At 55.7% G+C, this 26,408-nt stretch carries 27 protein-coding genes and 1 tRNA gene; 16 read left to right on the plus strand and 12 right to left on the minus strand.

Annotated elements, in window-relative coordinates:
* Positions 1 to 40: 40 nt before the first annotated feature.
* On the plus strand, positions 41 to 241 hold the full coding sequence (locus ACFIO0_RS10405) for a hypothetical protein (protein WP_390910332.1): 201 nt from the start codon (positions 41 to 43) through the stop codon (positions 239 to 241).
* Here the strand turns inward: ACFIO0_RS10405 and ACFIO0_RS10410 are convergent.
* Positions 238 to 1,446 carry an aminotransferase class V-fold PLP-dependent enzyme gene (locus tag ACFIO0_RS10410; RefSeq protein ID WP_390910333.1) on the minus strand — a complete coding sequence of 403 codons (1,209 nt, stop codon included), beginning with the start codon at positions 1,444 to 1,446 and terminating at the stop codon, positions 238 to 240. The two genes, ACFIO0_RS10405 and ACFIO0_RS10410, sit on opposite strands and share 4 nt — an antisense overlap.
* A 134-nt stretch (positions 1,447 to 1,580) precedes the next feature.
* Between ACFIO0_RS10410 and ACFIO0_RS10415 the strand changes: the two genes are divergently transcribed.
* The 3 genes from ACFIO0_RS10415 (at position 1,581) to ACFIO0_RS10425 (ending at position 4,396) form a co-directional block, all read left to right on the plus strand.
* The gene (locus ACFIO0_RS10415; RefSeq protein WP_390910334.1) at positions 1,581 to 3,464 is read left to right on the plus strand and encodes an ATP-binding cassette domain-containing protein; all 1,884 of its coding nucleotides are present in this window, start codon (positions 1,581 to 1,583) and stop codon (positions 3,462 to 3,464) included.
* 91 nt (positions 3,465 to 3,555) lie between these two features.
* Entirely contained in the window at positions 3,556 to 3,987 is a 432-nt protein-coding gene (locus ACFIO0_RS10420) for a hypothetical protein (protein WP_390910335.1), read from the plus strand.
* Positions 3,988 to 4,000: 13 nt separating this feature from the next.
* A complete protein-coding gene (locus ACFIO0_RS10425) occupies positions 4,001 to 4,396 on the plus strand; it encodes a hypothetical protein (protein WP_390910336.1) in 396 nt (131 codons plus the stop codon).
* On the opposite strand, the gene ACFIO0_RS10430 is transcribed toward ACFIO0_RS10425, so the two are convergent.
* Positions 4,393 to 5,070, minus strand: coding sequence for a TIGR04283 family arsenosugar biosynthesis glycosyltransferase (locus ACFIO0_RS10430; RefSeq protein ID WP_390910337.1), 678 nt, complete (start codon positions 5,068 to 5,070; stop codon positions 4,393 to 4,395). The genes ACFIO0_RS10425 and ACFIO0_RS10430 overlap by 4 nt on opposite strands.
* 68 nt (positions 5,071 to 5,138) lie before the next feature.
* Here ACFIO0_RS10430 and ACFIO0_RS10435 point away from each other — a divergent pair, with 68 nt between their 5' ends.
* Positions 5,139 to 5,876 carry a YgfZ/GcvT domain-containing protein gene (locus tag ACFIO0_RS10435; protein ID WP_390910338.1) on the plus strand — a complete coding sequence of 246 codons (738 nt, stop codon included), beginning with the start codon at positions 5,139 to 5,141 and terminating at the stop codon, positions 5,874 to 5,876.
* A 1-nt stretch (position 5,877) separates the two neighbouring features.
* On the opposite strand, the gene ACFIO0_RS10440 is transcribed toward ACFIO0_RS10435, so the two are convergent.
* Both ACFIO0_RS10440 and ACFIO0_RS10445 read right to left on the minus strand, forming a co-directional pair.
* Positions 5,878 to 6,741, minus strand: a complete 864-nt coding sequence (locus ACFIO0_RS10440; protein ID WP_390910339.1) for a GTP-binding protein — start codon at positions 6,739 to 6,741, stop codon at positions 5,878 to 5,880.
* Entirely contained in the window at positions 6,738 to 8,363 is a 1,626-nt protein-coding gene (locus tag ACFIO0_RS10445) for an amidohydrolase family protein (protein WP_390910340.1), read from the minus strand. The genes ACFIO0_RS10440 and ACFIO0_RS10445 overlap by 4 nt, the downstream gene beginning before the upstream one ends.
* Positions 8,364 to 8,461: 98 nt before the next feature.
* Between ACFIO0_RS10445 and ACFIO0_RS10450 the strand changes: the two genes are divergently transcribed.
* The 6 genes from ACFIO0_RS10450 to ACFIO0_RS10475 all read left to right on the plus strand — a co-directional run bounded on the left by ACFIO0_RS10450 (position 8,462) and on the right by ACFIO0_RS10475 (position 14,912).
* Positions 8,462 to 9,403, plus strand: a complete 942-nt coding sequence (locus tag ACFIO0_RS10450; protein ID WP_390910341.1) for a LysR substrate-binding domain-containing protein — start codon at positions 8,462 to 8,464, stop codon at positions 9,401 to 9,403.
* A gap of 99 nt (positions 9,404 to 9,502) precedes the next feature.
* On the plus strand, positions 9,503 to 11,062 hold the full coding sequence (locus tag ACFIO0_RS10455) for an ABC transporter substrate-binding protein (protein WP_390910342.1): 1,560 nt from the start codon (positions 9,503 to 9,505) through the stop codon (positions 11,060 to 11,062).
* A gap of 79 nt (positions 11,063 to 11,141) precedes the next feature.
* The gene (locus ACFIO0_RS10460) at positions 11,142 to 12,119 is read left to right on the plus strand and encodes an ABC transporter permease subunit (RefSeq protein WP_390910343.1); all 978 of its coding nucleotides are present in this window, start codon (positions 11,142 to 11,144) and stop codon (positions 12,117 to 12,119) included.
* The gene (locus tag ACFIO0_RS10465) at positions 12,116 to 12,985 is read left to right on the plus strand and encodes an ABC transporter permease subunit (protein WP_390910344.1); all 870 of its coding nucleotides are present in this window, start codon (positions 12,116 to 12,118) and stop codon (positions 12,983 to 12,985) included. Before ACFIO0_RS10460 ends, ACFIO0_RS10465 begins: the two co-directional genes overlap by 4 nt.
* Positions 12,982 to 13,956: an oligopeptide/dipeptide ABC transporter ATP-binding protein gene (locus ACFIO0_RS10470; RefSeq protein WP_390910345.1), complete on the plus strand. Its 975-nt coding sequence runs from the start codon at positions 12,982 to 12,984 to the stop codon at positions 13,954 to 13,956. The genes ACFIO0_RS10465 and ACFIO0_RS10470 overlap by 4 nt, the downstream gene beginning before the upstream one ends.
* Entirely contained in the window at positions 13,953 to 14,912 is a 960-nt protein-coding gene (locus ACFIO0_RS10475) for an oligopeptide/dipeptide ABC transporter ATP-binding protein (RefSeq protein ID WP_390910346.1), read from the plus strand. The genes ACFIO0_RS10470 and ACFIO0_RS10475 overlap by 4 nt, the downstream gene beginning before the upstream one ends.
* An 82-nt stretch (positions 14,913 to 14,994) precedes the next feature.
* Here the strand turns inward: ACFIO0_RS10475 and efp are convergent, their stop codons facing one another.
* On the minus strand, positions 14,995 to 15,558 hold the full coding sequence (gene efp, locus ACFIO0_RS10480; protein ID WP_390910347.1) for an elongation factor P: 564 nt from the start codon (positions 15,556 to 15,558) through the stop codon (positions 14,995 to 14,997).
* A 218-nt stretch (positions 15,559 to 15,776) separates the two neighbouring features.
* On the opposite strand from efp, the gene ACFIO0_RS10485 reads away from it, so the two are divergent.
* Positions 15,777 to 16,097 (plus strand): DUF6280 family protein, encoded by a 321-nt coding sequence (locus tag ACFIO0_RS10485; RefSeq protein ID WP_008228933.1) that lies wholly within the window; start codon positions 15,777 to 15,779, stop codon positions 16,095 to 16,097.
* A 77-nt stretch (positions 16,098 to 16,174) separates the two neighbouring features.
* Here the strand turns inward: ACFIO0_RS10485 and ACFIO0_RS10490 are convergent, their stop codons facing one another.
* The 4 genes from ACFIO0_RS10490 to ACFIO0_RS10505 all read right to left on the minus strand — a co-directional run bounded on the left by ACFIO0_RS10490 (position 16,175) and on the right by ACFIO0_RS10505 (position 20,043).
* Positions 16,175 to 16,753: a cobalamin biosynthesis protein CobQ gene (locus ACFIO0_RS10490; RefSeq protein WP_390910348.1), complete on the minus strand. Its 579-nt coding sequence runs from the start codon at positions 16,751 to 16,753 to the stop codon at positions 16,175 to 16,177.
* Between the two features lie 81 nt (positions 16,754 to 16,834).
* Positions 16,835 to 17,776 carry a hypothetical protein gene (locus tag ACFIO0_RS10495; RefSeq protein ID WP_390910349.1) on the minus strand — a complete coding sequence of 314 codons (942 nt, stop codon included), beginning with the start codon at positions 17,774 to 17,776 and terminating at the stop codon, positions 16,835 to 16,837.
* A gap of 136 nt (positions 17,777 to 17,912) precedes the next feature.
* Positions 17,913 to 19,310, minus strand: coding sequence for a TolC family outer membrane protein (locus ACFIO0_RS10500; RefSeq protein ID WP_390910350.1), 1,398 nt, complete (start codon positions 19,308 to 19,310; stop codon positions 17,913 to 17,915).
* A 79-nt stretch (positions 19,311 to 19,389) separates the two neighbouring features.
* Positions 19,390 to 20,043, minus strand: a complete 654-nt coding sequence (locus tag ACFIO0_RS10505) for a methyltransferase domain-containing protein (RefSeq protein WP_390910351.1) — start codon at positions 20,041 to 20,043, stop codon at positions 19,390 to 19,392.
* Between the two features lie 145 nt (positions 20,044 to 20,188).
* Between ACFIO0_RS10505 and ACFIO0_RS10510 the strand changes: the two genes are divergently transcribed.
* Positions 20,189 to 20,262, plus strand: a tRNA-Cys gene (locus ACFIO0_RS10510).
* Between the two features lie 74 nt (positions 20,263 to 20,336).
* On the opposite strand, the gene ACFIO0_RS10515 is transcribed toward ACFIO0_RS10510, so the two are convergent.
* Complete coding sequence (locus ACFIO0_RS10515; protein ID WP_390910352.1) at positions 20,337 to 21,200, minus strand: tyrosine-type recombinase/integrase; 864 nt, start codon at positions 21,198 to 21,200, stop codon at positions 20,337 to 20,339.
* Between the two features lie 312 nt (positions 21,201 to 21,512).
* Here ACFIO0_RS10515 and ACFIO0_RS10520 point away from each other — a divergent pair, with 312 nt between their 5' ends.
* The gene (locus ACFIO0_RS10520) at positions 21,513 to 22,445 is read left to right on the plus strand and encodes an IS5 family transposase (RefSeq protein ID WP_390910353.1); all 933 of its coding nucleotides are present in this window, start codon (positions 21,513 to 21,515) and stop codon (positions 22,443 to 22,445) included.
* 467 nt (positions 22,446 to 22,912) lie between these two features.
* On the opposite strand, the gene ACFIO0_RS10525 is transcribed toward ACFIO0_RS10520, so the two are convergent.
* On the minus strand, positions 22,913 to 23,140 hold the full coding sequence (locus ACFIO0_RS10525) for a DUF1127 domain-containing protein (RefSeq protein WP_390910354.1): 228 nt from the start codon (positions 23,138 to 23,140) through the stop codon (positions 22,913 to 22,915).
* Positions 23,130 to 23,354 (minus strand): DUF1127 domain-containing protein, encoded by a 225-nt coding sequence (locus ACFIO0_RS10530; protein WP_390910355.1) that lies wholly within the window; start codon positions 23,352 to 23,354, stop codon positions 23,130 to 23,132. Before ACFIO0_RS10530 ends, ACFIO0_RS10525 begins: the two co-directional genes overlap by 11 nt.
* Positions 23,355 to 23,485: 131 nt before the next feature.
* Here ACFIO0_RS10530 and ACFIO0_RS10535 point away from each other — a divergent pair, with 131 nt between their 5' ends.
* On the plus strand, positions 23,486 to 24,397 hold the full coding sequence (locus tag ACFIO0_RS10535) for a LysR substrate-binding domain-containing protein (RefSeq protein WP_390910356.1): 912 nt from the start codon (positions 23,486 to 23,488) through the stop codon (positions 24,395 to 24,397).
* Positions 24,398 to 24,685: 288 nt separating this feature from the next.
* A complete protein-coding gene (locus ACFIO0_RS10540; protein WP_390910357.1) occupies positions 24,686 to 26,176 on the plus strand; it encodes a DUF1963 domain-containing protein in 1,491 nt (496 codons plus the stop codon).
* Positions 26,177 to 26,408 lie beyond the last annotated feature (232 nt).

The following is a 26,408-nucleotide window of genomic DNA, read 5'->3' on the forward strand; positions in this document are numbered from 1 at the left end:
GTTTTGCCGATTAAGGTGGTTCAACAGCCAGGAGAACCCCTTGATCAATCGTCCCACTGGATCAGCCCCGAATTTTACATCAGCCTGCATCGTGATGTTTGGCGTGAATTTGAGTTGGGTCTTTCTGGTCGTGTGGGCGATGTGGGGGTTGATCGCGGTCGCCGCCCTTGGCTGGGTGGTCAACCAATGGATGTTGTGGCTGGACATGCGCCGCGCACGCGAGGCGGCGCGCTACGGCTAACCCTTTGAAATCACGTCGGCGGCTGCCTCAAGTGCGCCGGGCCCGTGGGGAATATCCAAGGCGCGCATGCCGGTTTCCATCCCCCCCAAAAGCCCCATGATCATGTGACCGTTCACGTGCCCCATGTGCCCCAGGCGGAAATAGCCATCTGACGTGCGTGCGCCGTCGTCGCCCATCCCCAGCCCGATCCCGAGTGTCAGGCCCAGATGCGTTTCCAACCAATCACGCAATGCCGTGCCGCCGCCGTTTTCCAGATACAGTGACGTCACAGCGCGGCTGCGATCACCGGCATCCGCGACATTTAGCGACAATGCGCCATCTTTTGACCACGCATCACAGGCCGCCCAAATCGCGCGGGCCAAGAGGTCGTGACGGGCCCAGACGGCCTCCATCCCTTCGGCCATCAACATATCGAGTGCGGCGCGCAATCCGTACAGATGATGCGTCGGGGCTGTGCCGCCAAAATACTGCCAGAAACCGTCGGGATTTGCGCGCGGCACCCAATCCCAATAGCGGCTGACGCGAGGCATTTTGGCACGTACAGCCGCAGCGCGATCATTAAAAAACACAAAGGACACGCCGGCTGGCACCATCAGCCCTTTTTGGCAGGCAGTGACCATCACATCGACGCCCCACGCGTCCATTTCGAACGCGTCACACCCCAGTGACGCAATGCAATCCGCCATCAACAAAGCCGGATGACCCGCTGCATCCAATACACCGCGCAATGCTGCAATGTCATTACGCACAGAGCTGGATGTGTCCACGTGAACTGCCAGTACCGCCTTGATTTCATGAAATTTATCGGCCTTCAATGCATCCGCGACACGAACCATATCCATCGGGCTTTGCTTGCCGAAATCCAGCACTTGCGGATCAACCCCAAGGCCTGCTGCCATGTCAGCCCAGCCCATGCCAAAGTGGCCCGTGGCAGGCACCAGCACCTTGTCGCCCGGGGCCAACGTGTTGGACAATGCGGCCTCCCAGGCGGCGTGCCCGTTGCCGATGTAGATCGCAACCTGATGATCCGTGCGCGCAACACGGCGCAGATCGCGGGTCAGGTCCGGCATCATATCGATCAGCTCGCCTGCGTAGATGTTTGGTGAGGGGCGATGCATCGCTTGCAACACCGCATCCGGCATCACAGAGGGGCCCGGAATTGCCAGATACCCACGTCCTGTCGCGGCAATAGAAGACTTTGTCATATGCGGTACCCTTGTGAAATCTTATCGGCAACTTATCCCCTTAAACCACCACGTCAATTGCACAAACGCTTGCCCCTCGTGCTATGCGGTATTACATCGTAGGATCAATGTTCCCAACGGCGTAGGCCCGACGCGTGACAACACAAAATTCCCCCGCAATTGTAGAACCCGAAAGCTACAAGTCCCTTCATTTGTTGACGTGGTTGTGGACAAACTACCTGCGCAAACACGTGCCGGTTCTTTTGGTCGCTATGGTTTTCATGGTGATCGAAGGGTCAATGCTTGGCGCGGTAAGCTACATGATGCAGCCGATGTTCGACAATGTGTTTGTCGAAGGTCGGGGTGACATGCTGCTGTGGGTCGGGTTGGTCCTGATGGGTATTTTCATTGTTCGGGCGTTTTCGTCTGTGGTGCAAAAGGTGCTGCTGACCAATATCGCACAACGTTCATCCGCGGCTTTGCGCATTGATCTGTTGGACCGGATGATGAAGCAGGACGGTGCCTTTCACCTGTCCCACCCCCCTGGTTTCCTGATCCAGCGTGTGCAATCGGATGTGAATGCTGTGGGCGATGTGTGGCGCGCGATTGTCACGGGTGCCGGGCGTGATGTGATCGGTTTGTTTGTTCTGCTCGGGGTCGCGATCAGCGTTGATCCGATCTGGGCTTTGCTGGCGTTTGTCGGCATTCCGCTGTTGGTGCTGCCTGCGGCGATGGCGCAGCGCTACGTGCGTCGCCAAGCCCGCACAGCGCGCGATTTGGGTGCCACCCTGTCGACGCGGCTGGACGAAGTGTTTCACGGCATTGTGCAGATCAAACTGAACGCGCTTGAGCAATATCAGTCCCGCCAATACCGCACTCTGACCCGCCAGTTTGTCCGCACCGAAGTGCGCGCAGCCTTTGGTGGTTCGGCGATTCCTGCGATGATCGACATCATTTCCGGCCTCGGGTTTTTGGCCGTTATCCTGTACGGCGGGTCCGAAATCATCTCCGGTGAAAAGACTATCGGCCAGTTCATGACTTTCTTTACGGCCATGGGGTTTGCCTTTGATCCGCTGCGCCGATTGGGGGCAATCAGCGGGTTGTGGCAAGTGGCTGCGGCCTCGCTTGAGCGGATCAAGGAATTGCTGGACGCGCCGATCACGCTGGATTCTGCCGCGTCCCCTGTCCCTGCGCCAAAAGGCGTCGCCGAAATCAAGCTAAGCAACGTGACGCTCGCCTACGGGGAAACCACCGTTTTGCATGACCTGAGTTTGGTTGCCGAGGCCGGTAAAACCACCGCTTTGATCGGGGCGTCTGGTGCCGGAAAATCAACTATTTTCAACCTGTTGACCCGCCTTGTTGATCCTCAGGCCGGTGTTGTCAAAATCGGCGGTGTCGGCACGCGTGACATGGCGCTTGAGGACTTGCGTGGACTGTTTTCCGTGGTCACCCAAGAAGCGCTGCTGTTTGATGAAACCCTGCGCGAAAACATCCTGCTTGGGCGCACCGATGTCAGCGACGAGCGCCTGAAAATCGTGCTGGAGGCTGCGCATGTCGCGGACTTTTTGCCCAACCTGACCGATGGTCTGGATACCAAAGTTGGGCCGCGCGGATCGGCCCTGTCAGGTGGTCAACGCCAGCGCGTTGTGATCGCGCGCGCCTTGTTGCGCGACACGCCCGTGTTGTTGCTGGACGAAGCAACATCTGCCCTTGATGCGCAATCAGAACACGTGGTTCAACAAGCGCTGGACAAGCTGTCTAATGGCCGGACGACCATCGTCATTGCGCACCGTTTGTCGACCATTCGCGGGGCTGACAAAATCATTGTGATGGACCGTGGCCGCGTCATGGACGAAGGCACGCACGAGGACCTGTTGGAACGCGGCGGCATCTACGCAGACCTCTATCGTCTGCAATTCAAGGACGGCAAAGCGGTTATAGACGTGTCGCAATCACACGAAATTAACCAACGGCTGGATGCAGCCCCCAGCACCCGCCCTAACCTTTTGTCCCGCCTGAAGCGCAAGGTTCTAGGCTAAGTTGAAGCTTTAGCGATCACACACCAAGGCACTTGCACAAAATCGCATCCTCGGGTTTTCTAGAGACATCAACTTTCTAGCGGGCCGTATAATGACGATCAGAACGTCGCTTTTGTCTCTTTTTGCCTGTGCACTGACCGGCAGCGGGGCCTTGGCCGGTTCACATGACGGGACCGGCTATTGGGTGCATGTCTACAGTGAATGCCCTGCCGAAATGCGCCTGGCGGTTCGATATTTGTCGCCCGGACACGACTGGCGCGCCGATCATTGGTGGGATCTAAAACCCAACAGCGGCACCCTTTTGGCCAGCGGCGGCAAAAAAATCGAACACCAAGCTGGCCTTAAAAAGCTGTACATGTACGCCGAAACCATTTCGGGGCGCGGCCATTTTCACACCGACCCGAAACCCGAAGATTACAACCTGATCAAAATCGTGGACTACCGTTTTGTGATGGCCCGTGCGGTGGAGGGCACGTTTAAAGAAAACACTTTCGAAGTCAGGCTGAACTGCAATGATTCTTAGAAAGGGTCCTGAAATGCGATCGATTCTAGCGATCATTATTTGCGTTTGCCTCAGCGCGCCTGCGATGGCGCTGGATTGGCCTGACAATCACACCCGCACTGTGATTTTGGAAAACCGGTGCCGTGAAGCGATGAAAATCATTGTGACCCATTCCCCGACCCGTGATGTTTGGGAAAAAGCCGGGTGGTTTACCATGCAACCGGGCGAGCGAAATTTTCCGTTTCACGAGGGCAAACGGTTGCAACACCGCGATAATGCAACGCTTTTGCTTTATGCCCGTTCAGTCGATGACAGCTTTGAGGTCAAAGGCGATCACGGCACAAACTTTGCAGGCGAGCATTACAAATCGTTCAAAGTTTCACGGATTTTTCGCGGAAAATACGTCGATGTCCGCCTGAATTGCGACTAGCGACGCCGATAGTTTTGCGCCAGTTTCTGCACATCCCGTCCCGTTAAATACTGGCAAAGCGTCCATAAATTGCCTGTGCCACGGCGCAGCCACCCTTGGGTCTGGTATTTCTCGGCACTGGTGATTGCGACCGCATCAATATGCGTCAACTGCCCCTTTAGCGCGCGCGCAAGAGCGACGTCTTCCATCAAGGCGATGTCATTGTAACCACCAATCTGGTCATACAGAACGCGCGACACCAGCATCCCCTGATCACCATACGGCAGGCCCAAACGGCTGCGCAGATTGGCCCATCCCGCGACCAATTTTGGCGCAATGCCGCGTGCGTCAAAGGCCAGAGTGAACCAGCCGGCCTTGGTGGATTGCAAGTGTTGCGCCACCGGCCCAACCCAACCTGCGCGCAGAACCGTATCCGCGTGGATCACCAGCAGCCAATCGCCTTTTGCAATCGCACAGCCTGCCCGCAACTGCCCGCCACGGGACGGCGCGGCGATCACAATTTCAGCGCCCCAGTCCTTGGCAATCTCGGTTGTTGCGTCAGTCGAACCGCCGTCGCAAATAATCAGCTCGCGGATCAGGCCGGCCTCCAGCCCTTCCATCAAACTTTGCAAGCACGCCCCCAACGCCGTTTGCGCATTCAATGTCGGCACAATCACAGATATTGGTGCACGCATCGCCACAGCCCCTTTTTCATCGCGGTCAGGCTGCTATATGTCACCTAAGCGATCAAGAGGAAGCCCCAATGACATCTCGTCGCATTCTACGCCTAAGCGGTTCTGACACGCGCACATTCCTGCAAGGGATGATCAGCAATGACATCGACAAAATCAATGCGGGGCTGGTCTATGCTGCTCTGCTGACCCCACAAGGCAAATATATCGCCGACTTTTTCGTCAGTGCGGATGGTGCCGATGTGCTGTTGGATACAGACAGCGCCCAGACCGATGCGCTGATTGCGCGCCTGAACATGTATAAATTGCGGGCTGATGTGCAGATTGACGAGGCCGATTTGCATGTGCATCGCGGCCTTGCCGATGTTCCCGTTGACGGATTTTTGGACCCACGCCATGATGCGTTGGGCTGGCGCGCTTACCGAGCGACACCAGCGACGGATGACGTTGACTGGACAGCAATCGAAGTCGCCCATGTCATCCCAACGTCAGGGATTGAGCTGACCTCGGACACGTTCATTCTAGAAGTCGGATTCGAGCGTCTGAACGGCGTCGATTTCCGCAAAGGATGCTATGTCGGCCAAGAAGTCACGGCGCGGATGAAGCACAAGACCGAGTTGCGCAAAGGCTTGGCCCAGGTTCAGGTAACTGGTGCCGCCGAAACCGGTACCCCGATCGAGGTCGATGGCAAACCAGCCGGCACGTTGCTCAGCAGATCAGGAGATCTGGCCTTGGCCTATTTGCGTTATGATCGGGCCCGCGGGCCAATGCAGGCAGGCAATGCGCAGGTGGTTTGGCACGACAAATAAACTAATCGTTGTGCCACCATGCCTCTAGCGTTTTTGCGTCGATGCGCCCTTTCGGACCAATCCCGACAACTTGCGTCTTTTGGACGTCGCGGGCAGATTTGATACTGACACTAGGGCCGACGCAATGCACTTCGAAATCACTGCCGCCGATCCCTTGAACGAACCCTTTGAACCGCATCAACCCCTTGGGTCGATTGTCTAATTTTGATTGCAATGCGGCGCGCGTTGACGGCTCACCAGTCCCGCTCCACGCGACGTATGCGGGGTGTATTCCGGCGGTGGGTTTCGGGGCTTGGCCAAGGGCAGTACCCAAGATCAACGGGGCCACGTCATCGATCAAAGCCAGATCCAAAACCGGGGCTTTTGGCAGCCCGAGGGCCGTCGGCAAAGCGCCGTTTTGAGATTTGGAAACAAGGATCAAATCGGCCACGTCAACCTGCCCGCGCACTTGCGCTCCGATCTGGACATCGCGCGACAAGCCATCGAAATTCAGCGCATCAACGACGCTGATCACGCCACCATAACTTAGGTCCGGTTCGGCCAGCGCCACCTGCGCGATGCGGGCCGGATCAGCGATGCCTGACGCCTCAATCACCAAATGATCGGGCCGCTTGGGGCGGTCTAAAACGTCGCCAACGGCCATGAACAAATCGGCCCCCATCGTGCAACACACACAGCCGTTAGACAGCTCTAGCGTGTCCTCAGACGACGAGGTCAACAACGCCGCATCAATGTTGATCGCGCCAAAATCATTGACCATCACTAGAACGCGCTGCCCATGACCTTCGGCCAGCAACCGATTGATAAGTGTGGTTTTTCCAGCCCCGAGGTACCCCCCGATGACCGTTAGCGGCAGCCTGTTCACAGCAGATGTACCACTCCGCCAGACACGGTGCCTAAGACAGGAACGTCTTTCAGCGTAATGGGATCGACCGCTGTTGGATCTTCCCCGAGAACTGCAAAATCTGCGGTCTTCCCTGCCTCGATGCTGCCAATTTCGCTGTCCAGTTTCAGCGTATACGCCGCGCCCATCGTGATCGCATACAACGCCTCGTCCACCGAAATACACTGCGCAGCCCCCAAGGTTTTGCCCGTCATCGTTTGACGATTGACCGCACACCACGCGGTAAATAACGGGCCCAATGGCGTCACCGGGGCATCAGAATGCAGCGCGATATTCACACCGGTATCAAGTGCTGTGCGCGCAGCGTTCATTCGTTCTGCCCGATCTTGACCGATGGTCAACGCCGCATGCTGATCACCGAAGTACCAGATATGATTAGAGAAAATATTGGCGCAACACCCCAGTTCAAACGCGCGCTCGTACAGATCACGCCCCATCATCTGACAGTGTTGCAGAACGTGGCGATGGCCCTGCCCGGGGTGCAGACGCAACGCAGCTTCGATCGCGTCAATCGAGGCTTCTGCCGCCTCGTCGCCATTCACGTGGATGTGCATCTGGATGCCGCGTTTCTGCATTTCGGCACAGAGCGCAAAGATCTGTTCGGGCGGCGTGTTCCAAATCCCGTTCGGATGACCGCCAACGTAGTGGGGCCATTTCACACGCGCAGTCCAGCCTTGGATCGACCCGTCTGTCATCAGCTTGACCGCACCTAGGCGCAATTTATCCGACGATGATTTTGCGAGGGTTTCAGCACGATCTGCTACTTCGGACGGGGTGCCCATTGCGCCTAAAACCGGAACAATACGCAGCGGGAAATCGGACTTGGAGGTGATTTTGAGCATGATCGCCAGATCGTCATCCTCGATCGAAGAAAACAGATCAGTGATCGTTGTGACCCCTGCCCGTTGCGCGACCTCGCCGTAGTCATCTATCGCTTCAGGAGTTTGCGACAACCCTCTGAAATCAATCCCTAAACGGCGCATGATCGGGAACATCGAAGCCATTTCCTGCAGCTCACCCGTTGGTTTGCCATCCGGCCCCTTTACGACCCCTTCGGCGTTTGTGCCCTCGTCATATCCGGCCATTTCGAGGGCTTTGGAATTCACGCACATCAGATGGAAGTTCGAGAACATGATCGCGACGGGGCGATCCGTGCTGATCTGATCCAAATGCTTGGCGCCCAGCCGTTCTGACGACAAAAAGATCGGATCGAAGCCCCAACCGACCAAGGGTTCGTCCTTGGCAAGGGTGCCCTCGAATTCGGTCAGCCCGTCAACCACCGCATCGATGTCGCGCATGCCGGTCCAAAGCTTGCCTTTTGGATCAATCCGGTCGTGATAGCCCGCATAGGCGTAGCGCCACATCGCGCCGGCCATCATGTGTGCATGCCCTTCGACAAAGCCGGGCGTTAGAATCGCATGGGACAGCGATTTGTCATGGATCACATCCCCCCATTGATCACCACAATCAGCGCCACCGACAGCCAGAATTTTGCCCTCACGGACCGCAACATGTGTTGCCGCACTGCGATTCGGATCCATCGTGACAATCTTTTTCGCTTCAAAAACAGTGATCTGGCTCATGGTGCGCTCCTTGTGTTTGTCCAAATAGGTATCGCAGGAACGATCCTCGGAAAAATAGATTTACTGTCGCTACTCACCTTGTTTAATGTTGTAAGCATATGAAATTCACTCTCAAACAATTGCGCTATTTTGATGCGGCTTTGCGGCTGGGGTCAATTGCGCGTGCGTCCGAAGAAATGAACATCTCGCAAAGCTCTGTCACCGCGGCCCTTGATTTGATCGAGCAATCGATCGGCCAGGAACTGTTTCGGCGCATCCCTGCAAAAGGCATTATCGCGACCCAAGCCGGTCAAGATGTGGGCAAGCGGGTCAGCGCATTTCTGGAACAGGCCCGGCTGTTTGAAAGCGATTTGTTGTCGTTGACCGGTGACCCCACGGGCACGTTGCGTTTGGGGTGTTACGAACCGACCGCCCCGTTTGTTTTGCCCCCTTTGATGAAGCAGATTGCCGCGACTTATCCCGATATTCGCATCGATTTGAAAGAAGGGAACATGCATCAGATCGCAGATTGGTTACGCTCAAACACCGTCGATGTGGCGTTAACCTATCAGGCTGAAACTCCGTCCGAGATGCCGTTTTTGCCGCTGTTTCATGCGCGTCCTTGGGCATTGATCCCGCACAATTCACCGCTTTCGCAGCAGACCTCGGTTTCTTTGCAGGATCTTAAGGATGAACCGATGGTTGCCTTGGATCTGCCTGCCGCCAAATCCTATTTCGAAGAGATGTTTCAAATTCAGGGGCTTGTGCCAAACGTGGCGCACACGACCCAGTCTTCAGCGGTTCTGCGCGGTATGGTGGCGGGGCAGTTTGGCTATTCGATTCTGAACATTTGCGGCCCGAATGACCGCGACAAGCATGCAGGATACGCCGCACTGCCCATAAATGGGGCAGTCAAGACGCAGACCTTTGGTCTTGCCTATTCGGCCGTGCTGCAACAATCCACGATCGTCGATGCTGTCATCAAAATTTGCGAAGTCCTTGCAGCGAAACAGAAATTTTCTCACTTGCTGTTGGAACCCACGTCAGAAGTTGACCAGTAAGCGCATATTTTGCCGCTTTACCCAACACAAAACACTGTTTTCTGTACTTAAGAGCCTCGCTAGCCTTTGTATTAATAAAAATTTAACGGGAGTTTAAACATGACAGTTATGACACGCCTGATGGGTGCCGCAGCGATTGCAGCCTCTTTTACAATGGCCGCACCGATGGTGCATGCCGAGGGTGGCACGCTTGTGATCGCCTCGACCCAAGTGCCGCGCCATCTGAACGGCGCCGTGCAATCGGGCATCGCCACCGCGATCCCGTCAACGCAGATTTTTGCATCCCCCATTCGCTATGACGAAAACTGGGAACCACAGCCCTATCTGGCGTCCAGCTGGTCGATTGCTGACGACGGCATGAGCGTCACGTTGAATCTGGTTCAGAACGCCACATTCCACGACGGCAAGCCTGTCACATCCGAAGACGTCGCGTTTTCGATCATGACCACCAAGGAAAACCACCCGTTCAAATCCATGTTTGACCCCGTCGAAACCATCGACACGCCGGACGCGCACACGGTTGTGATCAACCTGTCCAAACCACACCCTGCGTTGCTGTTGGCGCTGTCGCCTGCCCTCGCGCCGGTGTTGCCAAAGCACATTTACGGTGACGGCCAAGACGCCAAATCGCACCCAGCGAACTCGGCACCTGTCGGCTCTGGCCCCTTTATGCTCGAAGAATTTACCCCGGGCGAAGCGGTTGTGATGAAAAAGAACCCGACCTTCTTTATGGACGGGCGCCCCAAGCTGGACGAGATCATCATTCGCATCATCAAAGACCCGTCCGCATTGCTGATCGCGATGGAAAACGGCGAGGCGGATATGTACCCGTTCATGGCGGGCAGCCAAGAGATCAAGCGCATGGAAAAAGCCGACAACATCGGCGTGACCACCGATGGCTATGCCGCTGTTGGCCCATTGAACTGGTTGGCCTTCAACATGGCGTCACCCAAACTATCAGACGTGCGCGTGCGCCAAGCGATTGCCTATGCGGTTGATCGCGAATTCATCACCAAAGCGCTGCACCGTGGTGTGTCGACCGCGCAGCGCGGGCCGATCATCGAAAGCTCTCCGTTCTTTGACGAAACGATCCCCGCCTATGATGTCGATCTGGACAAAGCCAACGCACTGATGGCCGAGGCTGGCTTCGCTGACGGCATGGAACTGACGATTGACTACATTCCGGGCCCCAAAGAGCAGCAGCAATCGGTTGCGGAATACATGAAATCGCAGCTGAAAAAGATCGGCATCGCGATCACTGTGCGCGCCGCACCTGATTTCCCGACATGGGCGGGTCGCGTTGGTGGGCACGACTTTGAACTGTCCATGGACGTCGTGTTCAACTGGGGCGATCCGGTCATCGGTGTGCACCGCACCTACCTGTCCGACAACATCAAAAAGGGCGTGATCTGGTCAAACACCCAGCAGTATAAAAACGCCAAAGTGGACGAACTGTTGAATGCCGCCGCGGTCGAACTGGACCAGGGCAAACGCGCAGCGCTTTATGCGGAATTCCAGCAAACCGTTGCGACGGATCTGCCAGTCTACTGGATCAACGCGCTGCCCTACCACACGGCCTACGACAAAAAACTGCAAAATGTCCCGTCCGGCATCTGGGGCACAATGCACCCGATGGACATGGTGGAATGGGGCGAATAATCGCGACTTAAAAACACCTGCGGTGGCGTGATCGATTTGCGCCACTGCTGTGATCCTGGACCCGCATCAAGGACCAAAAATGACCATCTCCTACCTTCTGCGACGCATCGGATACGGGCTGCTGTTGATGCTGGGCGTCGTGATCCTGAACTTTTTCCTGATCCGTCTTGCGCCCGGTGATCCTGCCGTTGTCATTGCTGGTGAAATGGGCGGTGCGACCGAGGAAATGCTGGAAAGCATCCGCGAGGAATACGGGCTTAACAAACCGATCTTTACCCAACTCTGGATCTATGTGTCTGGCATCGCAACGGGCAATCTGGGCGAGAGTTTCTTCTTTAATCAACCGGTTTCGAAACTGATTGGCCTGCGCATCTGGCCCACCATTTTGCTGGTCATCACTGCGCAGATCCTATCCATTTCAATCGGCGTGTTTATGGGCGTGATCGCCGCGCGCAAACCCAACGGCATCTTGTCGGGGATCGTGTCGATCTTTGCGACCATCGGTTACGCCGTGCCGGTGTTCTGGACCGGTATTATGCTAATCATCCTGTTCGCCTCCGTCATCCCGATTTTCCCTGTTGAGGGTATGCAATCGGTCAAGCTGCGCGACGCTGGTTTCGTGGTCAAAACCCTCGACATTGCCCACCATCTGGTGCTGCCGGCGTTCACTCTGGCGATCATTTATCTTGCCCAATACGCCCGCCTGTCGCGCGCCTCGATGCTCGAGGTTCTCGGCTCTGATTACATCCGCACGGCGCGGGCAAAAGGCGCGTCCGAAGCGTCGGTTTTGTTCAAACACGCCTTGCGCAATGCCGCCCTGCCGATCCTGACAGTGGCCGGTTTGCAGTTCGGAAACCTGATCTCTGGCGCGCTGCTGGTCGAAACCGTGTTCAACTGGCCCGGCATGGGGCGCCTCGCGTTCGACAGCATCTTGCGCCGCGATTATCCGACCATTTTAGGCGTGCTGTTTTTCGCCTCCGCCATGGTGGTCGTCGCCAATATCATCACCGACATCAGTTATCGTTGGGCCGATCCGCGCCTTAGGGGCAAATCATGAACGACACACCCGAATTCAAACCCGAAAGCCCCGGTCTTGAGGCGTGGCGCATGTTCCGGCGCAACATCCCTGCGGTGTTCGGGTTGGTCCTGCTGATCGTGATTTTTCTGGCAACTTTGTACGGTGCCCTGATTTACAACGGCGATCCGTTTGACATCGTCTGGGCCCCCCATGAGATGCCCGGTGCGACGCCAGAGTTTCCGCTTGGGACCGACTATCTGGGGCGCGATATTATCGCAGGCTTGCTTACGGGTGGTGGACCGACGCTGGCGGTGGGCGCCGCTGCTGCGGCCCTCACCATGTTTATCGGCATCTCACTGGGCGCGCTTGCGGGTTACTACGGTGGTTGGGTCGATAACCTATTGATGCGGTTCACTGAATTCTTCCAAGTCTTACCCGCGTTGTTGTTCGCTATGGTCCTTGTCACGCTGTTTTCACCGTCGTTGTGGACCATCGCATTTGCCATCGGCGTCGTCAGTTGGCCGCAGACCGCACGGCTGACGCGGGCTGAATTCCTCAAGATCAAGGAACTGGAATACGTCACGGCCGCACGTGCCATTGGTGCGCGCAACAAACGCATCATCTGGAAGGTCATCCTACCCAACGCAGCCCCGCCTTTGATCGTGTCGGCGACCCTCACGATTGGCGTTGCGATCCTGTTTGAGGCCGGCCTTAGCTTTCTCGGTCTTGGCGATCCCAACGTCATGTCGTGGGGCCTGATGATCGGGGCCAACCGCGAATTCATCCTGGAGGCATGGTGGCCTGTCACCTTCCCCGGCCTCGCGATTTTCTTGACAGTTTTTGCCGTATCCTTGGTCGGTGACGGCCTGAACGACGCCTTTAACCCAAAGCTGAGACAACGATGAGCCCGCTATTAGAAATCAACGATCTGGCCGTCACCTTTGCGACGCGCCACGGCGAAGTCACCGCGCTGGATTCCGTATCGCTGCACGTGAACGAAGGCGAAACGCTGGGCATTGTCGGTGAATCGGGGTGCGGTAAATCGATCACGGCGCTGTCCGTCATGGGCCTGATCCCGCAACCGCCTGGCCGGATAAAAACCGGATCAATCAAGCTGGCGGGCGAAGAATTCGTGGGGGCCACCCCTGCCCGTTTGCGCCAAATGCGCGGCGCTGAGGCCGCGATGATTTTCCAAGAACCGATGACGTCGTTGAACCCCGTTTTCACCGTCGGGGACCAGATCGCCGAGGCGATAACCCTGCACCAGAACACCAGCCGCGACCGCGCGTTCAAGGATGCAATTGCCTTGCTGGACCGCGTCGGCATTCCTGAACCCGACAAACGTGCGCGTGATTATCCGCACCAGTTGTCCGGCGGCATGCGCCAGCGTGTGATGATCGCCATGGCCGTGTCGTGCCGCCCCAAATTGCTGATCGCAGATGAACCGACAACCGCATTGGACGTCACCGTACAGGCGCAAATCTTTGATTTATTGAACGAAATCCAACGCGATTTTGGGGCGGCCATTTTGTTGATCACTCACGACATGGGCGCAATTGCCGAAATGGCCGACCGCGTGTCGGTGATGTACGCAGGCCGGGTCATTGAAACCGCGACTGCGGATCAGGTGCTCGACACCCCGCAGCACCCCTATGCGCGCGGCTTGATCGATTGTATTCCGGCGCTTGGTAAATCCGAAACGGGTCTCAAGGAAATTCCCGGCGTCGTGCCGCCTTTGCACAGGCTGGGCGCGGGGTGCGCCTTTGCGCAGCGCTGCGATCACGCCCAAGCGCGGTGCCTGCGCGAAAAGCCGAAATTGATCAACCACGGCCACCACCCGGCGGCCTGTCACGGGGTCGAGGAGGCGCGCTTATGACCACTCTGCTCGACGTTCAGAACCTGACTGTACGCTTTGCTATGCCGCGCCCGTCGCTATTCGCGCCGCGCCCGCATCTTGAGGCTGTGCGCGCCGTGTCGTTCACCCTGCAAAAGGGTCGCGCGCTGGGTATCGTCGGCGAAAGCGGATCGGGCAAAACCACCGCTGCGATGGCCACGATCAGGCTGACGCAATCCTCTGCCGGCAAGATGCTGTTCGAGGGTGACGACCTGTTGCAGCTGGATGACGAAACAATGCGCCAGCGCCGCCGCGACATTCAGCTGATTTTCCAAGACCCTTATTCGTCGCTCAACCCGCGTGCCCGCGTTGGTGACATTGTGCGCGAACCGCTAGACCTGATGGACATTGGAACACCGGATGAACGTATGGCCCGCGTGCGTGAATTGTTCGCGCTGGTTGGTCTGCGCGAAGATCAGCTGAGCCTGTTTCCCCATCAATTTTCTGGCGGTCAGCGGCAGCGCATTTCGATTGCCCGAGCATTAACAACCAATCCAAAACTGCTGGTTTGTGACGAACCGGTTTCCGCGTTGGATGTCGCGATCCAAGCGCAAATCCTGAACCTACTGGCAAAGCTGAAAACCGATCTGGGCCTCAGCTATTTGTTCATCAGCCATGATCTGGGTGTCGTGCGCCATGTCTGCGATGATGTGGCAGTGATGTATCTGGGCAAGATCGTGGAACAGGCCCCGGTAGAGCAGTTGTTCGAGGCCCCGCAACACCCCTATACCCAAGCGCTGTTGTCTGCGGCCCCATCACTGAAACGACGCAAATCCCAAGGCTACACGCGGGCGCTCAATATCTCTGGTGACCCGCCCAGCCCGATCAATCCGCCCAAAGGCTGTGCATTCGCAGAGCGGTGCCCCAAGGCGCGCAGCCTGTGCCGTGATGACCGCCCGCAGATGACAAACGGCGTGGCCTGCCATTTTCCGGGCTAGGGTTTAAACCGCAAAGCTAGACACAAAAGTGGCCCATCCAAACGGACAGGCCAGATATCGTCACAGCAGATGTCAAAGCGATTTAGGCGCGCTCGGAATATTCCATGGTTTCGGTGTTTACGACGATGTCTTCGTCGACGCCCACAAACGGTGGCACCATAACTTTGACGCCATTGTCCAACACTGCAGGCTTGAACGAATTGGCCGCGGTTTGGCCTTTTACAACAGGCTCGGTTTCGACAATTTTGCAGATCACTTTCTGCGGCAGACGCGCGTTCAGTGCTTCTTCTTCGTGGAACTCCACAACGATGGTCATGCCATCTTGCAAGAACGGGCGGCGTTCGCCCAGCAGCTCTGCCGGCAATTGCACCTGTTCGTAGGTTTCCATGTCCATCACGGTTAGCAAACCGTCATCTTCGAACAAAAACTGTTGGTCTTTTTGTTCCAGACGCACCCGCTCGACTTTGTCAGCACTGCGGAATCGTTCGTTCAATTTCGATCCGTTGCGCAGATTCTTCATCTCGACCTGAGCAAAAGCGCCGCCTTTACCTGGCTTTACGTGGTCCACTTTTACAGCGGCCCAAAGACCGTCGTTGTGCTCCAGTACGTTTCCGGGGCGAATTTCGTTTCCGTTAATTTTGGGCATTGTGACAAAACCATGGCAAAAGGTTGATGAAAGATTGACGATCCCTATATCTGGGTAAGCGGCCTTGGGCAAGACAACGATACGGTAGGAAAACTACGTAAGATATGCATCAAATGCATAGGTGTCATGCAAAAACAGGGTATCCGAATCGGTTAGAATACGTCATAAGAAGCTTCACGCCGAAAAGACAAGAGCAAGAATAATTGAAAGGACGACGAATGAAAGACTTCGTTGACGGCACTGCCTTTAACAACGAACAAGGTAATCGTGCACGTAAACTATTTGCAGCTGTTGTACTGGCTGCATTGGACGACGCCATCGCCGACGACAAGAAATACGGCAATGGTCCAGAACAAATCGCCCGTTGGGCACGCTCGCGCGATGGTCGCGAAGTGCTTAGCTGCGCGGGTATCGACCCAAACGAGCGGGTTGTAACTGGTCTTATGGACTTTGTAGGCAAAGGTGTACGTACGTCCGTCGCCCTGTCACGCGAAGAAAGCGAACGTCGCAACGCCGCTCAGCAGGCTGAAGCAGCGTAAGACACACAGTTTAAGACTGCCACAGAAAACGCGCCCTCTGCTCGGGCGCGTTTTTCTTTTGGACCACGTGATTTTTTCTAGCTGTCTATGAAAAAGAACAGCCATTGGCGCACGATCCAAAGCTCTGCAAACAGTAGAACCGCGCACAGCACCAGTGCCCAGACGGGCAATCCACGCCGCCACAGCACCCATGTGCCGACGCACGCAAGCGCCGCTTCGATCGGGGCAAGCCAGCCCGCGCCGTGGTTACGGTCCCAATAGCTTAGCGGGCTTTCGAATATCCAAGACGTCGCCGGCCAGAAATGCGCACGCCCGTCGTCGTGGTGCAGCGGAAAATCCAACGCCAAATGCAGCAACGCGGCCCCGCACAAAGCAATGGCCCAAGTACTGCGTCGCCAGAGCGCGAAGGCAAGCAGCGCGCCCCACACGAACACAGAGTTGTCGATGGCAAAGACCGTTTGCCAGGCGCGTGAAAAATACAGTTCTCCGAAGACAATCTGCGGCGGAATATCCAGAAGAATCAGCGACACCCCGGCCATCACATACAGCGACAGATCAGGCAGCATCGCCCCCGCAAAAGCGGCCAACAAAATGCGCGAGGTTGCAGGCCGGCCAAAAACGGCTGCACCGATTAATAAATGTGCTGGGGTGTTCATCTGGAAAAAACGCGTCCGTGCTGTTCGTACAGGCCAACCCTGTCTTGCGTAGCACGCAAAGTCCATTGATGTCGTGCGGGGTTATTCCAGTTCTTGGGCGGCCAACGCGCGATGGATTTCGCGGCGCACAAGTTTGCGCACGTTGCGTGTGATCCGTTCGCCCAATGCGCCTTGCAGTTCTTCGCGCACAATGTCGCTGACAAGATCGCGCAAAGCGTCTTCGTCCAGAAAGTCTTCTGGTGATGCGAACACGTCGCTGTCAATTGCAGCATCTGCCGGGTCTTCAACGGTACTCGTGTCTTCCCACGTCATTGAAGGCGCTTCGGTGCCGGAATAGTCGCTGTCGCCGGTGTCGTCCGGTTCCCATTGATCATCGGTGCGCCCAATCACGGTCTCAAGCGCTGCGATCTTGGCGCTGAGCGTTGCGGCGCTGGAAATTTCTTGCATCGCATCGACGGGTTCGGCAACTGGAATGTCTTCGAATGTTTCTTGGGCCACGAATTCGTCGATGTTTTCGGCCTCGGGCGTGTTTTCTGACATCAGTTCGTCGGGCATATCGGGTGCGGTTTCGACATAATCCGGAACAAGCACCAGAACATCCGGGGTGTCTTGCTCGCCTAAATCCTCTTGGACGTGTTCTGCCACATCTTCGGATTGGGCATCATCATGTTCAACGTCACTTTCAGAGGCATCAAGCGCGTCAACTGCGTGTGCTTCATCTGATGTGTCATTGTCATCATCAGCGTCCGTAACCTCATGAAACTGGGCCGTTTCGAGGGTTTCATCTTCAACGGATGCAGGGTTTTCTGCGTGATCAGGTTCAACCTCAGGCGCGTGTTCAACATGGGCTTTTTGCGGGGCCGGTTTAATATGCTCGGCGACGCGCAGCGCTGGCGTCAGGACCAAACGATCGCTGGCATCAGGTTTTTCAACGGCAGCAGGGCTGCGTTTTTCTTCGGAAACCAAACGGCGGATAGACGAAAGGACGTCTTCCACTTCTGCATTGGAAACGGGATCTGACATATTATTTTACCACTATAGCCTCGCCTCCTTCTTACAGGGGGCAACAGATTCGAACAATGGGTCGTGAAAATTGTGGCGATTATTCTGCAAGACCGTTTCGACACAGATCAAAACCAGCCAAAATGCTGCCCGCGCTTTAGTCTTTTTGCAGCGCGCGCAGAACTTTATCCAGCTTTTGCCCCTGTTTGCTTCGTACAGCCGGCGCGTCTTTGACCAGATTGTAATAGGCGGTGGGGTCGTATTGCTGAACGTTCAAGCGCAGGCTTGTCGCGGTTAACAAACCCATCGTTGATAGAACGGTGTAGGCAGCGACGTATTCATCGACCTCGGCCGAAATACGCGCGGCTTCGGCGTCGAGCAGCTCTTGTTCGGCATCCAGAACATCCAATGTCGTGCGCGCACCAAGAGTGGCCTCTTCGCGCACACCGCGAAATGCGACACGCGCAGCACGGATTTGACGTTCGCTGGCTTGCAAGCGCGCACGTGCTGCACCTAGCGAGGCAATCGCACTCGCCACGTTTTGCTGGATATCGTGCCGCACAACGTGCAGGTTTCCGCGCTCGGCATCGCGTGACGCCATGGCCTGACGCATCGCCGCAGACAGGCTGCCCCCGGCGTACAAAGGACCGCCCACTTCGACCGCAACAAACCCGTTGGTTACGCCGTTGGACGCACCGGTGCTGTTGTTTGCCCGCAAGCGCCCGCTTAGGGTTATGCTTGGTTTCATGTCCGCCTCAGCGGCCAAAATCAGCAGCTCTGCCGCAGAAACGCTGTGTTGCACACTGATCATCTGCGGGTGGCGGCGCACCGCTTGCGCTTGTGCCGATGCCACGTTGGTCTCGACGTTTGGAACCTTTGGCGGCGATGACAACCGGCCAGGCTTATGCCCGACCACGTTGGTGTATTCCGCCTTGGCACGCAACAGATCCGCTTGTGCATCGGCCAAACCACTGCGCGCTTGCGCCAAACGGGCTTGGGCCAGTGCGACGTCTGTTCGCGTGACTTCGCCCACTTCAAACCGGTCGTTTGCGGCTCGCAACTCTTGGGTCAGCAGACGCAGGTTGTTTTGACGCAACGCAACAAATTCAGAGGCTTGGCGCACCCCCATGAACGCCTCGATCGCGCGCAGCAGCACTTGTTGTTCAATCGCAACAAGCGTCTGGCGGGTCGCAAGAACTGTCTCTTTGCTTGATTCAATTGTGGCCGCTGACGATCCGGAATCGTAAAGCAGCAGGCTGGCGGTCAGGGCAATATTCGACGTTCCGACGTCAACCGTCGAACTGGACGTTGCGCCAAGCTGGCGCCCGAAATCCCGTTGCGCCCCTGCGGACCACTGGATGATCGGCAACAGAGCGGATGCAGCAATTGCGACACCTTCGTCTGCGGCGCGCAGCAATGCGCGGTTTTGATCCAACAGGCCACTGTGATTATACGATCCGACCAAAGCGTCAGCCAGCGTATCCGCCTGCGATTGCACTGCACTGAACCCCAAGGCCAGAGCAAGCGCGCCGCCTTTTACAGTATGAATGAACATTGCTTTCATTGCCGTGCCCCCAAGGTGCGATTTTGTATCATTGTGCCGCCAGCCGCATCTCGTGCGATTGGCGATGCGTTCACAATTGGAACGCGCCGTGTTTTTCAAAGCCCGCCAGAACAGGTGCACCGGCGTTAAAGGCCATTCGCCACGTGACTTTGCCGTCCATTTTATAGCCGATACGTACTTCGCCCAGCGCACCGTCCATAAAGATGCACGCCGCGCGGCCACCGTCTTTGAGTTGTGCAAGCAATGCGTCAGGTACCTGGGCCACACCACCTTGGATCATCAAAACGTCGTAGGGCCCGTGTTGCGGGGCACCTTCGTTCAACGGACCTTGGTGAATGATGACGTTGTCGATGCCTGCACCGCTCAGCACGTCTTGTGCTTCGCCCGCCATGCTCTCGTCGTCTTCGACGCACACAACGGCCTCAGCCATATGCGCGATAACGGCGGACGAGTAGCCAAAACCACAGCCGACATCCAAGACCAGTTCGTCGTTGGAAATATCCACCGCATCGAGCATTTTGGCCAATGTGCGCGGCTCCAATAGCACGCGCGCGCCGCCCAAGGGCAGGTTTTCACCCATGTAGGCTGCCTCGCGTTTGGCTGTGGGCACAAAGTCCTCACGCGGCACGCTCAGCATGGCTTCGATGATTGGAAATTTGGTCACATCTGACGGGCGGACCTGAGTGTCCACCATCACGGTGCGGCGACTTGCGAAATCTGTCATTCACTAAACTCGTTCGTTCAGAATCTATCAAACCAAGATGTGCCACATCCCGACAGGCGCGGCAACGCCCGCTTGCGTCAAATTGCTGATACGAGGCCTTGCAGGGGTAAATCATTTGAGCTATCTGGTCCAAACACTGCCCGGCGGCGAGTTGGTAGAGTGGTTATGCAGCGGATTGCAAATCCGCGTACACCGGTTCGATTCCGGTACTCGCCTCCATTTAAAATCAATCACTTGGCTCACCTCATAGATTGCGCGTACTGCGCGGTTTACAGGGGCGTTTACAGTTTTGCTCACTGTCCGCCCCCTTTTGCTTGTGCCAGCTTCACCAGAACAGCATCGGTTTGATCCGGGGAAACGCGCGCGTAGTGTTCGATAACTTGCGCCGCGTATTTTACCGACCACCCCATATGATTTGCGATTTCAGATAGGCCTAGATTGGAATTAAGTAGCATTGTTGCCGCTGTTCCCCGACAATCCTGCAACCGGAGTTCATCGGACAATCCCGACTTACGACGATAGCGAGTGATCGCACTCGACGCGTTGCGAGGCTCTTTCATTGGTTTTCCGTTACCTCCTACCAAAATTACCATGCGGTCGGCTGGTGTAGAATCGGTCACCTCAGCCAACTCGGGTGTGATTGGGATGTGCGCGAGCCATTTTCGTTTGTTCGTAAGAACTCGTAAACGCCGCCCTTTCGGGGTGTTCTGCAAATGCCCGCGCGTCAGTTTGATGAGGTCTGCTGGGCGTAACCCAGTTTCGCAGGCCACACACAAGATACGACGCACCCAGTCAGGCGCGTTGGCATTGAATGTCTCACGATCCGCAGGCGGCCATACAATTTCCGAGCGGTCAACATGGAAGAGCCGGGATAGATCGTGGCAAGGATGTATCGCCAGCTTCCCCTCCTTCATAGCCCAGTTGAGGACACGGACGGCATGAGTACCCGCAGCATCATGTTGTTTCGGGGAATGTTTCCATTCTGCACGCCATTCATTCATCTCGCTTCGAGAACCGCGTTCCTCAAAGATTGCCGCCGGCGCATCATGAAATTTTTTGGCGAACCGAAGCGCCCACTTTCTCACGTCAGCTCTTGATCTAGGGCGCGGAGGCATCGCAGCACTATCCAAAAACTTATCTACTAATTCTGGTATCATCAGCGCATGGGGCGTAGGCCTCTTGACACATTCAGCATGGGCAAGAAAAAATTCCGGGTCCGTGGGAGTGTGCTTATCGTCAATCCAGAACTTTGGCGCACCTCGTCCACGCCATGCATAAAAGTGAAAACGACTTTTCCCAGAGACCAGCTTACGCCGGACGCGATGTACACTTTTAGGAAGCACTTTTCTTCGCCCTCCACTTCTCAAGTTCAGTCATGTCTTCATCAGCTTCGCGACCATAACGGGCTTTGTTGCACAAATCGGTTTGCTAGGATTCATGTTGTGAATCGAGCGTGTTAGCAGACCATCATGAGTAGCTGGACACCGACGACTTACAAGACCATGAACTGGTCAGATTACAATCGAGCCCTGAAGCAGCGGGGTTCGCTGTCGATCTGGTTTGACGCTGCTATGGCTTGGGATGCGATGCCATCTGGCCGACGGGGCCGTCAACAGGCGTATAGTGATGCGGCGATCCAAGCCTGTCTGACGATTAAAATGCTGTTCGGTTTGCCCCTAAGGCAGACGACGGGGTTTGTCGAAAGCCTCCTGGAATTGGCCGGGTTGGACTGGACGGTGCCAGACTTCAGTACCTTGCGTCGGCGGCAGAGAACGTTGTCGGTCATCATTCCCTATCAGGGCTCACCGGGGCCATTACATCTGCTCATTGATAGTACCGGCATTAAAGCTGAAGGCGAAGGTGAGTGGAATGCCCACAAGCATGGCGGCCCTAAACGCCGCCTCTGGCGCAAAATTCACATTGGTATCGATGAAGAAACACTAGAGATACGTGCCGTCGAGGTCACCAGTAGCGGCATCGGTGACGCACCCATGCTACCTGACCTGCTCGATCAGATCCCCCCGGACGAAGAGATTGGCAGTGTCACCGGGGACGGTGCTTACGACACCCGCAAATGCCACGATGCAATTGCAGAACGTAACGCCCATGCTGTCATTCCACTGCGTAAGAACGCCAAGCTGTGGAAGCCCGACACGTCCGGAGCCAGAGCGCGCAACGGAGCGGTCCGATACTCAAAGTACCTGGGTCGCGCAATGTGGCGGCAAGTCACTGGATACCACCGCCGAAGCCGCGTCGAAACAAAGATGCATTGTCTGAAACTGCTGGGTCAATCGCTCATGGCCCGCGACTTTGATCGCCAGGTCGCTGAGATCCAAATCCGCGCTGCCATCCTAAACGGCTTCACTGCACTAGGTATCCCCAAGACACAGGCTGTAGGCTAAATCGGTCCGGGGTCAGGGGAGGTCCGACCTCAACCCGATTTGTGCAACAAAGCCGGTGGAGTCAGTCGCCCGTACTGATCGAACTGGCGACCGTGTTTCGGGCCTTTGCAAAAGTTCGATAGAAAAGACGCATCTTCTACTCCGCTGTTTTGCAAATCAGGTTCTACAAAGTCGGGCCCGATATGACTGGAAATCCAAACGTATTTATTGGTCGAAAATTTCGACCTGATCGCTTGAATTAAGGCGACGGACTATCAAATCTTGAGGAAATTCGCGGTTACGCATCGTTCAGCACTCCCGCTGGACAGAATAATTTGAGCCAGCATCTTCGGGAGGAGGTGAAGATGCTGGCCCTGTGCGTTGGCGTTCCCTGTTGATTTTTTTCGCCGCCGCTCGCGCTGGCTTACTCTGGGAGGAGCGAGGACCAACACTTTTCGTGAACTCTTCAGACCTACCGGTCCGTTTCGTTATTCTTTTGCCATCAGTGTTTCGGCGTATTCGGGGATATCAGATCGTGAAATACCGATCTGCGCGAGCTGAATATCGCTCATACTTGAAAGTGTAGACATCATCCGGGCCACTTGGAGGGTCCTCAAGGCAGCATTTGCCTTTGCTCCGAATGTAGCCAGTAACGAAATGAGACAAGTGATTGCGTAACTGCTACCTGTCTCTTCCGGTTGAGTATTAAAAGTCATACGCTGCCTCCATTGCCATTCTCTTGATGTTGCTGCGTCGAATGCCCAAATCATTGAGATCCCGATCAGAGAGAGCCGCAAGTTCAGAATACGTGGCGCGATAGACTTTGCGTCTTGCCAACGCACGCTGCATTCCTTTGCGCTTTTGATGAAAGAATGTGCGGCCAGCTTCCAGAACGACATCTAGCCAATTGTTTGATCGTGTTATCGCCATGATATTATCTCGCCCCTTGCTGCAGTGCAGAAGTTATGCTGCAACGCAGAGATACGAGGTCTCGGTAGCGCTCACAATTGAGCGATTTGGCATAGGGCCCGTTCCAGTTTGGCACAGGCAGGTAACGTTAAATGGATATTTCCGCGCAGATGTTGATCTTTGCAAAAGTAGTTGAGCAGGGAAGCATCTCTGCCGCAGCGAGATCGATGGGGCAAACGCCCTCGGCTGTCAGCAAGCAGATTGGTCTGCTTGAGGATCATGTTCACCACCGCCTACTCAATCGAACGCGGACTGGCGTCTCTCCGACACAAGAAGGCCAAGATTTCTATGAAAAATGCAGTGCAATGGCCGATAAATTCAAAGAAGCCGAAGCGCTCATCCAAAACATGGACGGCATCCCGCGTGGCACTCTCAAGATCGCGTGTACTGTCGCGTTTGGAAAATCTCAGTTGATGCCAGCGTTGCCAAAGTTCATGGAAGAAAACCCGAGAGTGCAAGTCTCGCTGGACTTGAAAGACAGAGAAGTTGATCTGCAAGGAGAGGGTTTTGATGTCGCAATCTGCTTTGCTGAACAGCGTAAGAACCCTGATCTTGTGGTGCGGCGGATCATGCAGAGCCGAAGGGTTCTTTGCGCTACTCCCTGGTATCTAGAACGCTGTGGTACGCCGTCAGATTTTGCAGAATTGGCCAAACACAATTGTTTGAGGGTTGCAGGCAGTAGCGAGCGCAATTCTTGGAGCAGTGTTGAACCCGTCAATCAACACGCATTTGAGGCGCAAGGTAACTTTGAAGGGAACAGTACAGACGTCGTCTATCGGGCCACACTTGCTGGCATCGGAATCGCGCGATTGCCGTATTACATGGTTCAAGAAAAATTCCGTGTTGCTGAATTGGTTCACGTTCTACCGGAATATGCACCACCCAGTACGGATATCGTCGTGATGTTCGCCCAACGACGCAACCTCGCCCCAAAAACCCGCGCATTTGTTGACTTTATGGCTGCCGAATTCCGCAATGCGCCAGACCAACAGTTGGCCGGATAGATTCCGCCGGCTCAAGATCAAATTTCCAAGCAGGTATGAACGATGACCAAAACAACATTAGACATCGGAAGAGAGTTGTCCGAACACTTAAACCCCGGAATGGAAGACGCCTTGAACGCGCGGTAGGGGCAATTACTGCCCAATATGGCGGAAGACCACCTGAAATGCACATATTGCAGAGCTTCTTTCGCTTCGAACAAGAACCGACATGAACTTGACAAACTAAACGCTCAAAATGAACGCTTTCAGCAGCTTGAACTTGGGCATCAAAAGGGTGAGGTCGACAGAATGGCAAAGAGTTTACGCAGCACGTTGCGCAGTTACGTCATGATGGGCGTCGTAATTTGCTTCGTTGCGGCCATGGTCCTTTTCCTGATTTGGATTGAGGCCCCGTCGCGAGGCGCCCGCAGTTCCACGCACCTTATACCGCCTCATCTTGCCTTGATGGGGCTCAAATACGTCGGTGCCGTTTGGATGATCCTGATCGGCTTGGCGTATTTACTGCGTCAAAAGACGGACACTATCACAGCCGACACATTAGTCCGTGACATCATTGAAAACGAGGCTAAGACGGCGCGCATGCAAGACGAGGCGGTCAAAAATGCGGGTCCATCGGTCAGCTTGATACCTGTGTTGCCAAATCACGGCGCTGAGCAGGTCGGTTGGTTTGGAGGCGCACCGCGCCTTCCCCGTGCCACGGCTTGGCCAGAAATCGAAGGCACGCCACTGTGCTTTGTTGCGCAGATTGACCTTTCAAAGCTGCCGAAAAACATCTGGTCTGGGGTTGGACCCCGAACCGGCAGCATCGCTGTTTTTGTACATCCCGAAATGGCAGCGGTAAAAGTGCTGCATGTCGAGGGTGAAGTGCTGCGACGCGATGGTGTCAGCCCTGCGGAAACACGGTGGTTCCGTAACTCCTTTGGTGAAACCCCGAAAACCGGCGCGTATTTTCCGCAATGGCCTGTTGCAATCGAAGAGCATGTTGGAGCGCTGCCGGCACCGTCGGGTTACCCAAGCGGCAAGGCACCCGGTTTTCCGAACCCGTTCGAACATGAACGCTTAAGACTGAGCAATCCTGCCTACCACCCGTTTGACGCAGAAAGCTTAGCTTACTTACTGAGATATGCGGACGAAGGACTGACAAGACGCATTGCAAGCATCTCGGCTTTCCTGACCGAGAAAAAGCTCAAAGATGATACGCGGGCTGCGCTGGTCGATCTGGAACAAAAGGTTTTGCGATCGCGCGCGACCTTCGAAGAGATCAAGACAGAGCTGTTGCCTTGCCTACAAACCTTTAACCTGAACAGCGTAAGCGCCCGGATGCCTGATTTTGATCAATTGGATGTCGGCAACATACGCTACCTCAAGAATGATGCGGACGGCTATGCTGTGATTGAGGTGCAAGACGCAAAGCTAACGGACCCATTCGAGGAAAACGATCTTCGGTTCTCTTACCTCTATCTCCATCGGCTTAAGAAGGCCGCCATGACCGCCTATCTAGACGATCCTGCGTCACTCAGCCCCGAGGCACGGGACCGGTTTGAACAAATGTGGAGTTTTGACGCGCTGCATGAACGTGGGGGCATGTCGCACCCGCCAAAAGGGTTCATTTACACGCCTTATGGGCCGTCCAGCCCAAATGAAATCTTGCTCGAACTCCCAACCAGCGATCTGTTGGGGTGGATTTGGGGAGACATGTATTCCATCGTTCTGGCGATACCGCGCGAAGATCTTGCGAAAGGTGATTTCGGGTCAGTCATCGCTGACATCACGAACTAGTATGGCAGGCGAAGGGAGTAACGAAGCCGCGCTCTTCGGCATTACCCTGGCAAAGTTTCTAAGGCAGACATTGGCGCAGGCGCAGCGAAAGAGCGTTTCATCCGCAATGTGTGAATTTGCCGATCATTGCAAATTGCGCGTGCAGCGAATGTTGGCAATGTGGGCTGCTGCCGCTGCAACCTGGAGGTGGGGCGAAGGTCCGGTTCGTCTGCTGAGCCGACATCGGGCGAAG

It is taken from the genome of Pseudosulfitobacter sp. SM2401 (assembly GCF_042932805.1).
In the GTDB taxonomy this organism is placed as follows: Bacteria; Pseudomonadota; Alphaproteobacteria; order Rhodobacterales; family Rhodobacteraceae; genus Ascidiaceihabitans.

Bases quoted from the DNA above. Each gene is read 5' to 3' on its own strand.
- ACFIO0_RS10410 (WP_390910333.1), bottom strand. From the start codon at position 1,446: ATGACAAAGTCTTCTATTGCCGCGACAGGACGTGGGTATCTGGCAATT.
- ACFIO0_RS10420 (WP_390910335.1), top strand. From the start codon at position 3,556: ATGACGATCAGAACGTCGCTTTTGTCTCTTTTTGCCTGTGCACTGACC.
- ACFIO0_RS10425 (WP_390910336.1), top strand. From the start codon at position 4,001: ATGCGATCGATTCTAGCGATCATTATTTGCGTTTGCCTCAGCGCGCCT.
- ACFIO0_RS10430 (WP_390910337.1), bottom strand. From the start codon at position 5,070: ATGCGTGCACCAATATCTGTGATTGTGCCGACATTGAATGCGCAAACG.
- ACFIO0_RS10435 (WP_390910338.1), top strand. From the start codon at position 5,139: ATGACATCTCGTCGCATTCTACGCCTAAGCGGTTCTGACACGCGCACA.
- ACFIO0_RS10445 (WP_390910340.1), bottom strand. From the start codon at position 8,363: ATGAGCCAGATCACTGTTTTTGAAGCGAAAAAGATTGTCACGATGGAT.
- ACFIO0_RS10450 (WP_390910341.1), top strand. From the start codon at position 8,462: ATGAAATTCACTCTCAAACAATTGCGCTATTTTGATGCGGCTTTGCGG.
- ACFIO0_RS10455 (WP_390910342.1), top strand. From the start codon at position 9,503: ATGACAGTTATGACACGCCTGATGGGTGCCGCAGCGATTGCAGCCTCT.
- ACFIO0_RS10460 (WP_390910343.1), top strand. From the start codon at position 11,142: ATGACCATCTCCTACCTTCTGCGACGCATCGGATACGGGCTGCTGTTG.
- ACFIO0_RS10465 (WP_390910344.1), top strand. From the start codon at position 12,116: ATGAACGACACACCCGAATTCAAACCCGAAAGCCCCGGTCTTGAGGCG.
- ACFIO0_RS10470 (WP_390910345.1), top strand. From the start codon at position 12,982: ATGAGCCCGCTATTAGAAATCAACGATCTGGCCGTCACCTTTGCGACG.
- ACFIO0_RS10475 (WP_390910346.1), top strand. From the start codon at position 13,953: ATGACCACTCTGCTCGACGTTCAGAACCTGACTGTACGCTTTGCTATG.
- efp (WP_390910347.1), bottom strand. From the start codon at position 15,558: ATGCCCAAAATTAACGGAAACGAAATTCGCCCCGGAAACGTACTGGAG.
- ACFIO0_RS10485 (WP_008228933.1), top strand. From the start codon at position 15,777: ATGAAAGACTTCGTTGACGGCACTGCCTTTAACAACGAACAAGGTAAT.
- ACFIO0_RS10490 (WP_390910348.1), bottom strand. From the start codon at position 16,753: ATGAACACCCCAGCACATTTATTAATCGGTGCAGCCGTTTTTGGCCGG.
- ACFIO0_RS10495 (WP_390910349.1), bottom strand. From the start codon at position 17,776: ATGTCAGATCCCGTTTCCAATGCAGAAGTGGAAGACGTCCTTTCGTCT.
- ACFIO0_RS10500 (WP_390910350.1), bottom strand. From the start codon at position 19,310: ATGTTCATTCATACTGTAAAAGGCGGCGCGCTTGCTCTGGCCTTGGGG.
- ACFIO0_RS10505 (WP_390910351.1), bottom strand. From the start codon at position 20,043: ATGACAGATTTCGCAAGTCGCCGCACCGTGATGGTGGACACTCAGGTC.
- ACFIO0_RS10515 (WP_390910352.1), bottom strand. From the start codon at position 21,200: ATGATACCAGAATTAGTAGATAAGTTTTTGGATAGTGCTGCGATGCCT.
- ACFIO0_RS10520 (WP_390910353.1), top strand. From the start codon at position 21,513: ATGAGTAGCTGGACACCGACGACTTACAAGACCATGAACTGGTCAGAT.
- ACFIO0_RS10525 (WP_390910354.1), bottom strand. From the start codon at position 23,140: ATGACTTTTAATACTCAACCGGAAGAGACAGGTAGCAGTTACGCAATC.
- ACFIO0_RS10530 (WP_390910355.1), bottom strand. From the start codon at position 23,354: ATGGCGATAACACGATCAAACAATTGGCTAGATGTCGTTCTGGAAGCT.
- ACFIO0_RS10535 (WP_390910356.1), top strand. From the start codon at position 23,486: ATGGATATTTCCGCGCAGATGTTGATCTTTGCAAAAGTAGTTGAGCAG.
- ACFIO0_RS10540 (WP_390910357.1), top strand. From the start codon at position 24,686: ATGGCAAAGAGTTTACGCAGCACGTTGCGCAGTTACGTCATGATGGGC.